Annotated in this window: 12 protein-coding genes; 10 read left to right on the plus strand and 2 right to left on the minus strand. The window is 42.9% G+C overall.

Translation table 11 applies throughout. The features are described from left to right. The 4 genes from HRT75_RS12345 to HRT75_RS12360 form a co-directional block, all read left to right on the plus strand. Positions 1-2,378: hypothetical protein (locus HRT75_RS12345; protein WP_291187207.1), on the plus strand; the 2,378-nt coding region annotated here is incomplete at its 5' end. Beyond that, on the plus strand, positions 2,371-2,793 hold the full coding sequence (gene ybeY / locus HRT75_RS12350) for an rRNA maturation RNase YbeY (RefSeq protein WP_291187210.1): 423 nt from the start codon (positions 2,371-2,373) through the stop codon (positions 2,791-2,793). The genes HRT75_RS12345 and ybeY, both read left to right, overlap by 8 nt. Before the next feature lie 93 nt (positions 2,794-2,886). Further along, positions 2,887-4,758 carry a tRNA uridine-5-carboxymethylaminomethyl(34) synthesis enzyme MnmG gene (mnmG, locus tag HRT75_RS12355; protein WP_291187213.1) on the plus strand — a complete coding sequence of 624 codons (1,872 nt, stop codon included), beginning with the start codon at positions 2,887-2,889 and terminating at the stop codon, positions 4,756-4,758. A 17-nt stretch (positions 4,759-4,775) separates the two neighbouring features. Further along, complete coding sequence (locus tag HRT75_RS12360; RefSeq protein ID WP_366665069.1) at positions 4,776-5,633, plus strand: class I SAM-dependent methyltransferase; 858 nt, start codon at positions 4,776-4,778, stop codon at positions 5,631-5,633. 115 nt (positions 5,634-5,748) lie between these two features. Here the strand turns inward: HRT75_RS12360 and HRT75_RS12365 are convergent, their stop codons facing one another. Beyond that, on the minus strand, positions 5,749-6,876 hold the full coding sequence (locus tag HRT75_RS12365) for a DNA polymerase III subunit delta' (RefSeq protein WP_291187216.1): 1,128 nt from the start codon (positions 6,874-6,876) through the stop codon (positions 5,749-5,751). Positions 6,877-7,008: 132 nt separating this feature from the next. Here HRT75_RS12365 and HRT75_RS12370 point away from each other — a divergent pair, with 132 nt between their 5' ends. From HRT75_RS12370 to HRT75_RS12385, 4 genes are all read left to right on the plus strand, one after another. After that, positions 7,009-8,196 (plus strand): phosphoglycerate kinase, encoded by a 1,188-nt coding sequence (locus tag HRT75_RS12370; RefSeq protein ID WP_291187219.1) that lies wholly within the window; start codon positions 7,009-7,011, stop codon positions 8,194-8,196. A gap of 73 nt (positions 8,197-8,269) precedes the next feature. Beyond that, entirely contained in the window at positions 8,270-9,166 is an 897-nt protein-coding gene (locus HRT75_RS12375; protein WP_291187222.1) for a T9SS type A sorting domain-containing protein, read from the plus strand. Between the two features lie 99 nt (positions 9,167-9,265). Further along, positions 9,266-10,837: a LysM peptidoglycan-binding domain-containing protein gene (locus tag HRT75_RS12380; protein WP_291187224.1), complete on the plus strand. Its 1,572-nt coding sequence runs from the start codon at positions 9,266-9,268 to the stop codon at positions 10,835-10,837. 12 nt (positions 10,838-10,849) lie between these two features. Continuing rightward, complete coding sequence (locus HRT75_RS12385) at positions 10,850-11,836, plus strand: DUF4837 family protein (RefSeq protein WP_291187227.1); 987 nt, start codon at positions 10,850-10,852, stop codon at positions 11,834-11,836. A 47-nt stretch (positions 11,837-11,883) separates the two neighbouring features. Here HRT75_RS12385 and tatA read toward each other — a convergent pair whose 3' ends face one another. Further along, complete coding sequence (gene tatA / locus HRT75_RS12390) at positions 11,884-12,066, minus strand: twin-arginine translocase TatA/TatE family subunit (protein ID WP_291187230.1); 183 nt, start codon at positions 12,064-12,066, stop codon at positions 11,884-11,886. A 114-nt stretch (positions 12,067-12,180) separates the two neighbouring features. Between tatA and HRT75_RS12395 the strand changes: the two genes are divergently transcribed. Together HRT75_RS12395 and HRT75_RS12400 are read left to right on the plus strand one after the other, a co-directional pair. Further along, positions 12,181-13,047 carry a M23 family metallopeptidase gene (locus tag HRT75_RS12395; protein WP_291187233.1) on the plus strand — a complete coding sequence of 289 codons (867 nt, stop codon included), beginning with the start codon at positions 12,181-12,183 and terminating at the stop codon, positions 13,045-13,047. Positions 13,048-13,053: 6 nt separating this feature from the next. Next, a partial coding sequence (locus HRT75_RS12400; protein ID WP_291187236.1) for a GH3 auxin-responsive promoter family protein occupies positions 13,054-13,680 on the plus strand: 627 nt, incomplete at its 3' end.

The following is a 13,680-nucleotide window of genomic DNA, read 5'->3' on the forward strand; positions in this document are numbered from 1 at the left end:
CGTTGCTAAAAACAAAAGACAGCGTCTACAGTTTTTCTGACGATGCCGGTGCATTTGTAAAGGATCTGAGGCTTTTCAATGACTTGGATTATGCTATTACAACGTCCAACGAAAACTTAAAGGAATACGAGAATTTGAACTTTGCCATCAATGTGGTAAAGGACGAATATCCCAACATTCAACTCAACAGTCAGCAGGATAGTATAGATGATCAGATCACCTATTTCTTAGGCAGAATTTCTGATGATTATGGCCTGCGTAAATTAGAACTGGTTTACTATCCAAGCGGAGAAGAAGCTAAGGCGGTTCGTGAAGATCTACCCATCAACGGAGGCACTTTTGATCAATTTGTCGCTACTTTTCCAGGTCAATTGAACCTTGAAAAGGGCGTGGCCTATGAGTATTATTTCGAGGTTTTTGACAATGATGGTTTGCGTGGCGGAAAGAGCAGTAAGAGTGGAATTTATTCCTACCGAGAGCTTACGGATTCTGAAACCGAGGACAAGCAACTCGAACAGCAAGAAGAGACCATTGACAATTTGGACGAGACGCTCCAAGAGATGAAAGAACGAGAAGCCTTATTGAAAGAACTTTCAAAGACTCAGAAAGAAAAGGCCAATTTGAATTGGAATGATAAAAAGAAGCTGGAGAATTACTTTAAGCGCCAAGAGCAACAAGACGCCTTAATGAAGAAGTTTTCTAAACAGTTGGAGAACAATCTGGATGAGTTCCAACAAGACGAGGAGGATCCGTTTAAGGAACAATTGCAAGAACGGTTGAAAGAGAACGAGGAGCTGCTCAAAGAGAATGAAGAGCTACTCAAGGAGCTTCAAGAAGTCCAGGATAAGATCAACAAGGAAGAGTTGTCTCAAAAGCTGGATCGACTCGCAAAGAATAATAAGAATCAGGAGAAGAACTTAGAGCAACTTCTGGAACTTACTAAGCGTTATTATGTATCCCAAAAAGCGCAAAAGATCGCCAATGATCTTCAGGAACTTGGTAAGAAGCAAGAGGAGTTGAGTAACGCTCCGGAAGATGAGAATACCTCAGAAGCTCAAGAGGAACTCAATGAAGCTTTTGAAGAACTGAAAAAAGAACTGGACGAACTCAGAAAAGATAATGAAGACTTAAAGGAGCCTATGTCTATTCCTCAGGACAAAACAGGAGAGAACCAGGTCACAGAAGATCAACAAGACGCTACAGATGATCTAAAGAATAACGATCAACAGCAGGCCAGTCCTAAGCAGCAAAAAGCTGGTGAAAAGATGCAGGAGATGGGCCAGCAAATGCAACAAGCAATGGCTGGAGCCTCTATGGAAAGTATGGAGGAGGACATTGATATGCTGCGTCAGATCTTAGACAATCTGGTAGTATTTTCCTTTGAGCAAGAGGCCTTGATGGAGGACTTTAAACGCATTGATTACAACAGTGCAGTATTTTCCACAAAGCTAAAAGCACAGAATAATCTTAAACAACATTTTGAGCATATTGACGATTCCATTTTTGCCTTAGCACTGCGTCAGCCTATGATAGGCAATAGTATCAATGAGCTCATAACGGATGTATCATTCAATATGGAGAAGTCCTTAGAGCGTTTGGCGGAAAACCGCGTGATGATGGGCGTGAGCAGTCAGCAATATACGGTTACGGGTGCCAATGATCTCGCTGTTCTCTTGAGCAGTGTTTTGAGTAGTATGCAGAATCAGATGATGATGGGTGCTAGTGCCGGTAGTGGTAGTCAAGGTCGTGGGTTCCAATTACCAGACATTATTCAAAGTCAAGAGAGTTTGAATGAACAAATGAAGAAGGGCACAAAACAAGGCCAACAAGGAGAAGGCCAAGGTCAGGGCCAAGGCGAAGGAGAGGGTGAAGGTCAGGGCCAAGGTGAGGGCGAAGGAGAAGGAGAAGGTGAGAGCCAAGGAAACAGTAACGGCAACGGAGAAAGTAACGGCGGTTCTGATGAAGACATGAACGGAGAATTGTTCCGCATTTATCAAGAACAGCAAATGTTGAGAAAGCAGCTTGAGGACAAGATGGGAGAAGAAGGTCTAAAAGGTGCAGGAGGTGATATTCTCAAAAAGATGGAGGAGATAGAAGAGGAGCTTTTGGAGAAAGGTTTTAATGAGCGAACTTTGCAGAAAATGACAGAGCTGAAATATGAAATGCTCAAATTGGATGAAGCTACTTTTGAACAAGGGAAGGAGCAAAGAAGAGAAGCTACAACCAATCAAAAAGACTATACCAATCCGCTTTTGCCATCGAGTTTGGAGGTTAAGAAATATTTCAACACTACAGAGATTTTGAATCGTCAAGCCTTGCCGATGAAACAGGATTATAAGAAACGCGTACAAGATTATTTTAAAGGACAGGATGGATAACATCAACTTTGAGAACAAAACGGACCGTTCTATTTTGGAGTGGGAACGCGTTCAGAATTGGATTAGTAATTTATGTGTCAACTACGGTTTCAAAGCAGGAGACATATCTTATTTGTTTTGTGATGATGATCACTTGTTGAAGATCAACAAGCAATACTTGGATCATGACACGCTTACTGATATTATCACCTTTGATTATACTTTTGGAAAGACCGTATCTGCAGATATTTTAATATCGCTGGAGCGGGTAGCAGATAATGCCGCAGACTTTGAGGTTGCTTATGATGAAGAACTAGCTCGAGTTATTGCGCATGGAGTCTTGCATTGCATGGGTTTTAAGGATAAAGACGATGCGGATCAGGCTTTGATGCGTGAAGCAGAAGAAAAAGCGATACAACAGTTTGATAATCAGTAGAATAAGTCTAATTATTCCACTTTTTTCATATTTTATTTAGTGCTATCTTTGCAGCGTTGAATTTTAATGTTCCACGTGGAACAATATGAGCTTATGTTTGCCGAATCTTATGATGTTATTGTAGTGGGAGCGGGGCATGCCGGATCAGAGGCTGCTGCGGCTGCTGCCAATATGGGATCAAAGACATTGTTGATCACAATGAATCTTCAGAACATTGCCCAGATGAGTTGTAATCCGGCTATGGGCGGAATTGCAAAGGGACAAATTGTACGGGAGATTGATGCCTTAGGAGGCTACAGCGGAATAGTGAGTGACAAGACGGCCATACAGTTTAAGATGCTCAACAAATCAAAAGGGCCTGCTATGTGGAGTCCTCGAGTGCAGAGTGACCGTATGCTTTTTGCTGCGGAGTGGAGAGTACTTTTGGAACAAACACCAAACCTAGATTTCTATCAGGAGATGGTCTCAGGATTAATTATCGAAGGAGATAGAATTGCTGGTGTGAAGACGAGCTTAGGAATTGAAGTTCGTGCCAAGGCTGTTGTGCTCACCAATGGAACATTCCTGAATGGATTAATCCATATTGGTGAGAAGCAATTTGGGGGAGGACGCGCAGGAGAAAGAGCCGCCACAGGTATTACTAAAGAGCTTGTTGATTTAGGTTTCGATGCCGGTAGAATGAAAACCGGAACGCCGCCACGAGTTGATGGAAGATCTTTGGATTTTTCAAAAATGTCAGAGCAGCCTGGAGATTCAAATCCCGCAAAATTTTCTTATTTACCAGAGATAAAACCTTTAACCGAGCAGCGATCTTGCCACATGACCTACACCAGTAATTTGGTGCATGATTTACTACGAGAAGGCTTTGATCGCTCACCGATGTTTAACGGGAGAATTAAAAGTATAGGCCCTAGATATTGTCCTTCAATAGAAGACAAAATTCATCGCTTTGCAGACAAGGATCGCCATCAACTTTTTGTGGAGCCAGAAGGATGGTATACGGTTGAATATTATGTAAACGGCTTTTCTACTTCCTTACCAGAGGAGGTACAATTTAAAGCGCTGAGATCCGTGGCTGGTTTTGAGAATGTAAAGTTTTTTAGACCTGGGTATGCTATAGAATATGATTACTTTCCACCCACACAATTGAAACACACTCTAGAAACAAAGTTGGTTTCTGGATTGTTCTTTGCTGGTCAGATCAATGGAACTACTGGATATGAAGAAGCGGGTTCTCAAGGTCTCATGGCGGGAATAAATGCACACCTTAAAGTGCATGAAAAAGATCCTTTTATTCTAAAACGCAGTGAGGCGTATATTGGTGTTTTGATCGACGATCTTATTACCAAAGGAACAGAAGAGCCTTATCGAATGTTTACTTCTCGTGCAGAGTATCGCACTCTACTTAGACAAGATAATGCAGACTTTAGATTAACCCCAAGATCGCATGAAATTGGTTTAGCGTCTAAAGAGCGTTTGCAAAACATGGAGCAGAAACAAGAGGCTTCAGACAACTTTATTCACTTCTTTAAATCTACTAGTGTGAGTCCGGAATTGGCCAATCCAATTCTAGAATCTAAGGACAGTGCATTAGTAAAACAGAGCGATAAAATGGTTCGGATGTTCTCCCGTCCTGGTATCACGATGGAGGACATGAAAAAGATCCCCGCGGTCTTTGATTACATCCATGACCATAAGCTCACCGACGAGGTGTTGGAGCAAACAGAGATTCAGGTAAAGTATGCCGGTTATATTGAGAAAGAAAAGAACAACGCGGACAAACTTAACCGACTTGAAGGGATTACAATTCCAGAGAATTTTGATTACTCTAAACTGAAATCACTCTCCTTTGAGGCGAAAGAAAAACTTTCAAGCATTCGTCCTGCGACCATCTCTCAGGCGTCTCGAATCAGCGGAGTTTCTCCCAATGACATCTCGGTGCTTTTAGTGTATATGGGCCGATAATATTTTAAATGTTCCACGTGGAACATCTCCAAATGAACAACAGATCTGAACTTAAATCGCGTTTAAAAGTCAAAGACCATTTTCTGAGTGGGGAAGAATTTGACCTGCTTTTTGATTCGGATCTCAACATGATGTACACCGATCCAATCCCAAAGGATCTTGCCAAATATTACGACAGCCAGGAATATATTTCTCATACCGATTCTAAGAAAGGATTGACCGCCACCTTATATCAATGGGTCAAATCTTGGGCGCTCCGTTCCAAGATCAATTTGGTCGAATCACATGTAGTAGGAGAGCGGGTACTTTTGGATATCGGAGCGGGCACAGGAGACTTTTTGTTAGAAGCTCAAAAACGCAATTGGAAAGTTTCAGGAATTGAAACGAGCGATCAAGCTCGTGAGTTAGCCGCTGCAAAAAATTTGGATCTAATGGCAGAGCGTCCTGGCGGATTAATTCCAAGACCGTCTGCGGTAACCCTATGGCATGTGCTAGAACATTTACCAGATCCCAAAGAGTATTTGAAATGGATCCATACTCAACTCAAGGATGAGGGTATTTTAATTATTGCTGTTCCCAATTTTGAAAGTTGGGATGCCAAACATTACGGAGCAGATTGGGCCGCTTTGGATGTACCGAGACACCTTTGGCATTTTTCAAGATCTAGCATTGAGAAATTGACTCAGGACGATTTTGTTTTGGAGGCAGTCAGACCTATGGTTTTTGATTCCTTCTATGTCAGTTTGCTTTCAGAAAAATACAAACACGGAAAGTCTAATTTGTTCCGTGCATTTTTCAATGGATTTCGATCCAATATGAGCGCTTGGGGCACGGGAGCATATTCTTCCTTGATTTACGTCCTTCGGAAGCGCTAATTCTTCCATAGAGCAGCCTGTATAATTCTTTACAGCCTAAAACAACAAAATACCTTGGCGATTTTCAAAACGCGCTTAAAACGCCTTATTTAAAGCCTGTTTTAATAGATGGCGTTTATGAATATTGAAAAAATGAACTGGCTAAATCAGAGAAAATGATTTTTGGATTGCCATTGCGTTCCACATGATATAAAGCAGAAGAAATATTGGCAATTATTTCTTGAATGTTTCCTTCGTGAATAAAGGGAGCAAATTTCTTCAGATCAAAATCTGGACTCTCGGGAGTGTAGTAGACAATTTCTGAAGCTCCATAATTGATCAATAGGGCATCTCTAAAGAATTCTGTGCAGAATGCCAGGAATTGTTTCTGAGTTTCCCGACCGCTTCCGGCCACTTCTTCACTCCAAGCCAAAAGATCATTAATGGCCATTTTATTGCCTTTGGCTTTAAAGGCAGTTCTAACCCAATAGAGGAACCAACGCTCAAAAAGAACATTATCTCCGTCATGCAGGTGTAGGTGCACTGCTTTATTGAAATCTCCCTCTGCGCGTTTAGCCAAACCTTGAGCGGTGGCAACATCCATATCAAACTTTTGCTGCAAACCAGAAGCAATGGCTTCTTGGGCCAAAAGCGGAAAATTTAGTTTTTGACAACGAGAACGAATGGTTCCAATGATTTGCTCTTCATTTTCTGCGATCAAGATCAAAACAGAATTAGCAGGCGGCTCTTCCACTAATTTCAAGATCTTATTGGCACATTCGGTGTTCATTTTATCCGCCATCCAGACAATCATCACTTTGTAGCCTCCTTGATGTGATTTTAGAGAAAGCTTTTTGACCATATCTTGGGCCTCATCCACGCCAATGCGTCCTTGCTTATTTTCAATACCGATGTGTTGATACCATTCAAACAAACTGCCATAAGGTTTTTCCGCTACAAAACTTCTCCAAGAATCTAGGAACAGATCAGCAACAGGATGTCTTTTTACCTCCGTGGTTGTGGCTATGGGAAATACAAAATGCAAGTCGGGATGTTGCAATTGTCGGACGCGCTGAACAACTGCAGCTTGGTTATCTAAATTGTTGATAGACAATAATTTAGCCGCGTATTCTATAGCAATTGGCAAGACTCCAACTCCGCTGGGACCCACAAAAAGCTGCGCATGAGGCACTCTTCCCTCATCCGCAGAGACCTGCAGATGCGTAACCAGGTGTTTGTGACCCAAAACAGTATCGAAAAGCATGGGCTAAAGATAAACGTTTTGGCAGGATATAAACACCCTAAAATCTGCTATCTTTACAGCCCTAGAATTGCACCGGATAAGACCGGTCAATGAGCGCACAAAACAGATTGTTAACCTTAAGAACAGCCACTTTTGAAAACTCTTGCCGATATTAATTTTGAAGACAAAAAGGCGGTGATCCGCGTGGATTTCAACGTACCGCTAAATGACGAATTTCAGGTTACAGACACCACGAGAATAGAAGCTGCCAAACCTACGATCATTCATATTCTAGAAGCAGGAGGAAGCTGTATTCTCATGTCGCATTTAGGTCGTCCAAGCGGCCCGCAGGATGAATTTTCCTTGCGCCACATTGTAGATACAGCAAGTGACATCTTAGGAGTTAGTGTCAAATTTGTGAGCGACTGTGTTGGAGCTGAGGCAGAAGCTGCAGCAGAAAATCTAAAACCAGGAGAGATCCTCTTGCTTGAAAACTTAAGATTCCATCCAGAAGAAAAATCCGGAGACGCGGACTTTGCAAAAGCTCTGGCGGGATTGGGAGATATTTATGTTAACGATGCCTTTGGAACTGCTCACCGAGCACATGCGTCGACGGCGGTAATTGCTCAGTTTTTCCCAGAGTTTAAGTGCTTCGGAAACTTGTTGGCCAAAGAAATCGAAAGCGTAGACAAGGTGCTTAACAACAGTGAAAAACCTGTTACTGCCATCTTGGGAGGCGCAAAAGTGTCTTCTAAGATCACCATTATTGAAAACATTTTAGATAAGGTTGACCACTTGATTATTGGTGGTGGTATGACCTTTACTTTTATAAAAGCGCAGGGCGGATCCATTGGAGAATCCTTAGTGGAAGATGACAAAATGGAGCTGGCTTTAGAAATTTTAAAGCAGGCCGATGCTAAAGGCGTGGCTGTTCATTTACCGTCAGATGTTTTGGCGGCAGATGGATTTGCGAATGATGCCCAAACCCAAATATGCCCAATCAATGCGATTCCAGATCAGTGGATGGGACTAGATGCTGGCCCAGCAACACGAGAGGCTTTTGCAAATGTGATTGCCCAATCAAAAACCATCTTGTGGAACGGACCCGTAGGTGTCTTTGAAATGGAAAGCTTTGCTAACGGAACAATTTCTCTAGGAAATGCGATTGTTGATGCCACTGAGAACGGAGCATTTTCCTTAGTTGGAGGGGGAGATTCTGTAGCCGCAGCCAAGCAATTTGGTCTTGCAAAAGGCATGAGCTATGTTTCTACCGGAGGCGGCGCTATGTTAGAGATGTTAGAAGGTAAAACACTTCCTGGGGTCGCAGCTATTTTAGATTAACTAATATTTAAGCCTTTTAAGCAACCTTTTTAATATCTTGCGACTAGTTAGTATTAACCAAACTTGAGATATTATGAAGAAAACATTACTCTTCTTGGCTGCGTTTGCGACTGTAAACCTTTCAACTGCGCAGGTTGAATTAATCAGCAACGGTAGCTTTGAAGATGGGGCTTTGGGTCCTTGGACTGTAGCTGCGGTAGGTTCCACGGACGGAGGCCCAACCAGTTGTACGGAGAACTGGCGCGTTCAATCCAATTCCTTTGATGTTTGTGGATTTGTTGACGACATAGACCCTACAGACGGTTCTTTTGCGGCCTATACTTCCTTTGATGGAAACACAGAAAATACCGAGTGGATCTTAGAGCAAATGATCTCGATCCCTGCAACCATCGTTGCTGCAGATTTCTCCTTTGATTTTGCAGCTAATTTTGACTTCACCTTGGGGGCAGATATTACTGTTCCACGTCAGTTGCGAATCGATTTGTACCGTATGGACGGTACTCCGTTCTCCAATTTTTGGCTCGATGATTTTATTGATCCTACAGGATTAAGTGTCAGCTATTCAGAAACCGTTGACGTGAGCGGATTGCTCTCTGGAATTGAAGGACAAGACGCTTTCATTCGTATTACAGCGTCTATTCCAGAAGCAGCTACCGGACCTTCTAAAGCAATGTTAGACAATGTTTCTTTTATTGTTGATGACGGCCTGAGTGTAGACGAGTTTAGTTTGGGAACTACCCTAAGCGTAAGTCCAAATCCATCCAATGGGGCCTTTACCTTGACCAACAACGGTCGCGATCTAATTCAAGGAGTATCGCTATATGATATTACCGGAAAGCGCCTTAAGGATTGGAGCTTTAATCAAGGAGGGAAAACGCACACCTTGAACGCTGACCTTCCTAGTGGAGTTTATCTGCTGAAGATCTTCTCGGAGTCCAGCGCAGCCACCAAGAAATTGATTATTCAATAAAACACAAACCCGCCGATTGGCGGGTTTTGTAATTTAATAGGGCAAAGAAACGTTAAACAATTGTGTTTGCCAGTGCGAATACTTAATTTGCAAAACCTTATGAGAGCCCTTTCTGTTTGCTTTTTATTGCTTTTAGTTGGTCAGAATACCCTGCTTTTTGGCCAAGAGAATGACGACCCCAGAACCGACCTTCCTCGAGATACCATTCAGGTGGTTGATACCTTAATGACCACTGTAAATCAAGGAGATTTTAGTTCCGTGGAGCTTTCTACAACGACTAAAGATTCTGTGGTCTTTGCATTGAAGGACGACCCGATGGCAAGCAGAATGGACAGTCTTTGGCTCAGTGAACTCGCCAATAATGACCTCTATCAAGAGCTTTATACTACGGTTACTGATCTGGATTATGAGCCTGTTGAATATGAAGAGCTTCCCACGGAAGTCTTAAAAGAACGCCTAGAAGCCATTGATGCTAAAACGCCTTTCAATGTGGAGTACAATCCGCAGTTGGAAAGCGTGATCAAATATTATTTAAAGAATCGACGCCGATCTATGGGAAGGCTAATGGCCCGCGCCAATTATTACTTCCCCATGTTTGAAGAGGCTTTGAATCGACATGAGATCCCGCTAGAATTAAAGTATCTGGCCATTGTGGAATCGGCCTTGGATCCTACTGCAAAATCACGTGTTGGAGCGACGGGACTTTGGCAATTTATGTTCACCACAGGAAAGATTTATGATTTGGATGTGAGTTCCTATGTGGACGAGCGCTCAGATCCGCTTATGGCCACTGAGGCTGCTTGTAAATATTTGAAAACGCTTTACAATTCCTTTGAAGATTGGGATTTGGCATTAGCTGCCTATAATTCTGGACCTGGAAATGTTTCTAAGGCCATTAGACGCTCAGGAGGCTATACCAACTATTGGAATATTCGCGGGAATCTGCCGCGTGAGACCGCTGGTTATTTACCGTCTTTTTTAGCTACAATGTATCTCTTTGAGTATGCAGAAGAGCACGGCTTTAAACCCACTGAAGAGAGCACTTCTTACATTGCCACAGATACGGTAAAGGTAAAGCAGCTCATTACTTTGGAACAGGTTTCCAGATATACCAATGTTCCCGTGGAACAATTACAGTTTTTAAATCCGAGTTACTTTTTAGGAATCATTCCCGTGGTTAAGGATGAAGATTATGTGCTGCGTTTACCGATCCAAGCCATTGGTCCCTTTGTGGCCAATGAGGATGCTATTTACGGATTAGCTACGGAGGAGATCGCGCAACGCGAAAAGCCCTTGCCAGAGTTTGTTGCTCAAGATGCAAAGATTCGATACCGCGTACGCAGCGGAGATTACTTAGGAAAAATAGCCAATAAATACGGGGTTAGAGTATCCCAAATAAGGCGCTGGAACAACCTGAGAAGTGACAATTTGAGGGTAGGACAACGCCTAACTATATATCCCAGAAACCCAGGCAGAGCGCGGACCACCTCCGCAGCTACTACAACCACCAACAGTCAAGGAGCTAAGGTCTACACGGTGAAGCAAGGAGACTCGCTTTGGAGCATTGCTCAAAAATTTCCTGGAGTTAGTGTGGAGAATATTAAATCTTGGAACGATATTAGTGGTACTGCTTTGAAACCCGGAATGAAACTCAAGGTCTCAAAGGGGTAAAAAAATCAAACAATGAGAATACGATACTTTTTAGCATTGCTAGGCGTGCTTGTTTTAGCCGCTTGTACTAATTCCGAAAAAGAACCGGCACGCATCTACGCCGAATCCAACGGAAACATCAACAACTTGCAAATTGTAATGAGCAATGACCTTTGGGAAGGTCGTGTAGGAGAGGCTGTGAGGTCTGTTTTTGCTGCACCCGTGGACGGATTGCCACAAGATGAGCCTATGTATAATATGAATCAGATTCCGCCATCGGCATTCTCTGGTTTTGCCAAGTACAACCGCACCTTTGTTCAGTTCTCTCAATCAGACAGTACTTATGTGCGCTACGCGAACAATCCTTATGCAAAGCCACAATTAGGGGTATTTGTAGGTGCTCCAGATAAGGAAGGACTCATCAATATTCTCAATGAAAAATCCGAAGATATTTTAGCCGCCATCAAGGCTACAGAAATTGCAGAAAAGCAACGTCGTATCAATAAATCCTTGATGAGTACGGCTCCACTTCAAGAGAAGATGGGTGTTAATATGATGATTCCTACGGCCTATCGTGTAGCTAAAGAGGAGGACAACTTCCTTTGGATCCGCAAGGACATTCGCACGGGGAGTTTGAACATTATAGTTTATGAGGTGGGATTAGACGCAATAGATCCTGACGGAGAAGTGATCAATAATATCATCAAACTGCGCGACTCCATTGGTGGTGATAATGTCACTGTGGATGAAGGCGGACGTTTTATTACCGAGGAGGCCTACGCGCCTTTTATTTTTGAATCGGAGATCGATGGTAAATTTGCCTATGAAACCAAAGGGACCTGGGAAGTCCGTGATAAGTGGATGGCTGGGCCTTTTGTGAACTATGCCATTAGAGATGAGGCTAACAATCGCTACTTGATCGTAGAAGGCTTTACTTTTGCGCCGTCCATAGATAAACGGGATTATCAATTTGAACTGGAGGCGATCTTAAAGTCGCTCAAGTTTGAGAACAAGTCATAAAAAAAGCCGCTCTTAGAAGCGGCTTTTTCAATATATCTAACTCGGGATTATTCTTCGATCTTTTTGTTGGAATCGTCCTCCTTAGAGGCGTCTTTAAACTCTTTGATTCCGCTTCCTAATCCACGCATAAGTTCTGGGATCTTACGGCCACCGAAAAGAAGCAGTACAACTACTGCGATCAAAACAATTTGAGGCCAACCGATTGCCAAAGGAATGATAAGTGCGTTCATAGTCATTGAATTATTAAACAAATGTAACAAGAATTCGTTAGAAAAAGCGTTTTTATACCAACTTTAGCACCGAGTAGCACCGTTTAATTATCTTTGCCTCTAAGGTCTTGTTTCATGAACAACAAAGAATCCAGAAGACAGCGAATATCCCGCAAGTTGTTGCACAAATACCGATTGGTTGTGCTCAACGACGACACCTTTGAAGAACGATTTTCTTTCAAACTGAATCGTTTGAACGTCTTTGTTTTCTCCACCTTTTTTGCTTTGTTTCTAATTGGAATTACCACATTGATCATTGCTTTTACACCATTGAGGGAATACATCCCGGGTTACTCGTCCACGGCTTTAAAGAACAAGGCCACAGATCTGGCCTATACTACAGACTCTTTGCAACAGGTGGTGGCCATGAATGAGCAGTATATCGCTTCTATTAGACGCGTTTTAAGTGGAGATGTGAGTACGGTGAATTTCAATCGAGACTCTATTTTAGAGGCTGCCAAAGTGGATATTTCTGAAGTAGACCTCAATCCTTCCAAGGCAGATTCGCTTTTGCGCGATCAAGTGGAACAGGAGGATAAATACAACATTTTTGAGTCAGACAATCAAAAGAATTTTGTTTTGTTTCCTCCGGTAAACGGTACCTTGACCGATGCTTATGATCCCAATACCAAGCATTTTGCCGTAGATATTGTTGCGGCTAAAGACGCTCCGGTCAAAGCAGTAGCAGACGGCACGGTTATCTTTGCCAGTTGGACTACAGACACGGGTTATGTGATGATCATTGATCACGGAAACAACCTCATATCAGCCTATAAACACAACTCTTCTTTGAGTAAAGAACAAGGAGATCTGGTTTCCTCCGGAGAGGTGATCGCCATTGTAGGAAACACGGGAGAGCTCTCTACCGGGCCTCACTTGCATTTTGAACTCTGGAGCGATGGTTACCCCATTGATCCTTCACAATTCATTGATTTTGACTAAGCCCTTATGTCGTTAAAATCCTTTGCAGCGAAAATATTGGCTAAACGCGTAAAACGCGGGATAGATCGCTGGGCGAATGCACCCAAACAAACACAATTAGCAGTACTTCAAAACTTAATTCAAACGGCAAAAAACACCCGCTTTGGAAAGGATCATAATTTTGAGTCCATCCAAACCCCTGAAGACTTTGCCACTCAGGTTCCAATCCGTGATTATGAGGCGCTACGCCCTTATGTGGATGAGGTTGTAGCTGGAAAGCCCGATATCCTTTGGCCGGGCAAGCCTCTTTATTTTGCCAAGACTTCCGGAACCACCTCCGGAGCTAAATACATTCCGCTTACCAAGCAGTCCATGCCAGAACACATCAAGGCAGCGCGCAATGCGATTCTCAGTTATATCGCAGAGACTGGAAATGCGGATTTTGTAGATGGAAAAATGATCTTTTTGCAGGGAAGCCCTGAAATGGATGAGAAGAACGGCATTAAAACCGGGCGCCTCTCCGGGATTGTTGCGCATTATGTGCCGAGCTATTTGCAAAAGAACAGAATGCCGAGTTGGCAAACCAATTGCATTGAAGATTGGGAAACCAAGGTTGATGCCATTGTAGAAGAGACCATTAAGGAGGATATGCGT

The organism is Gilvibacter sp., assembly GCF_013214815.1.
In the GTDB taxonomy this organism is placed as follows: Bacteria; Bacteroidota; Bacteroidia; order Flavobacteriales; family Flavobacteriaceae; genus Gilvibacter.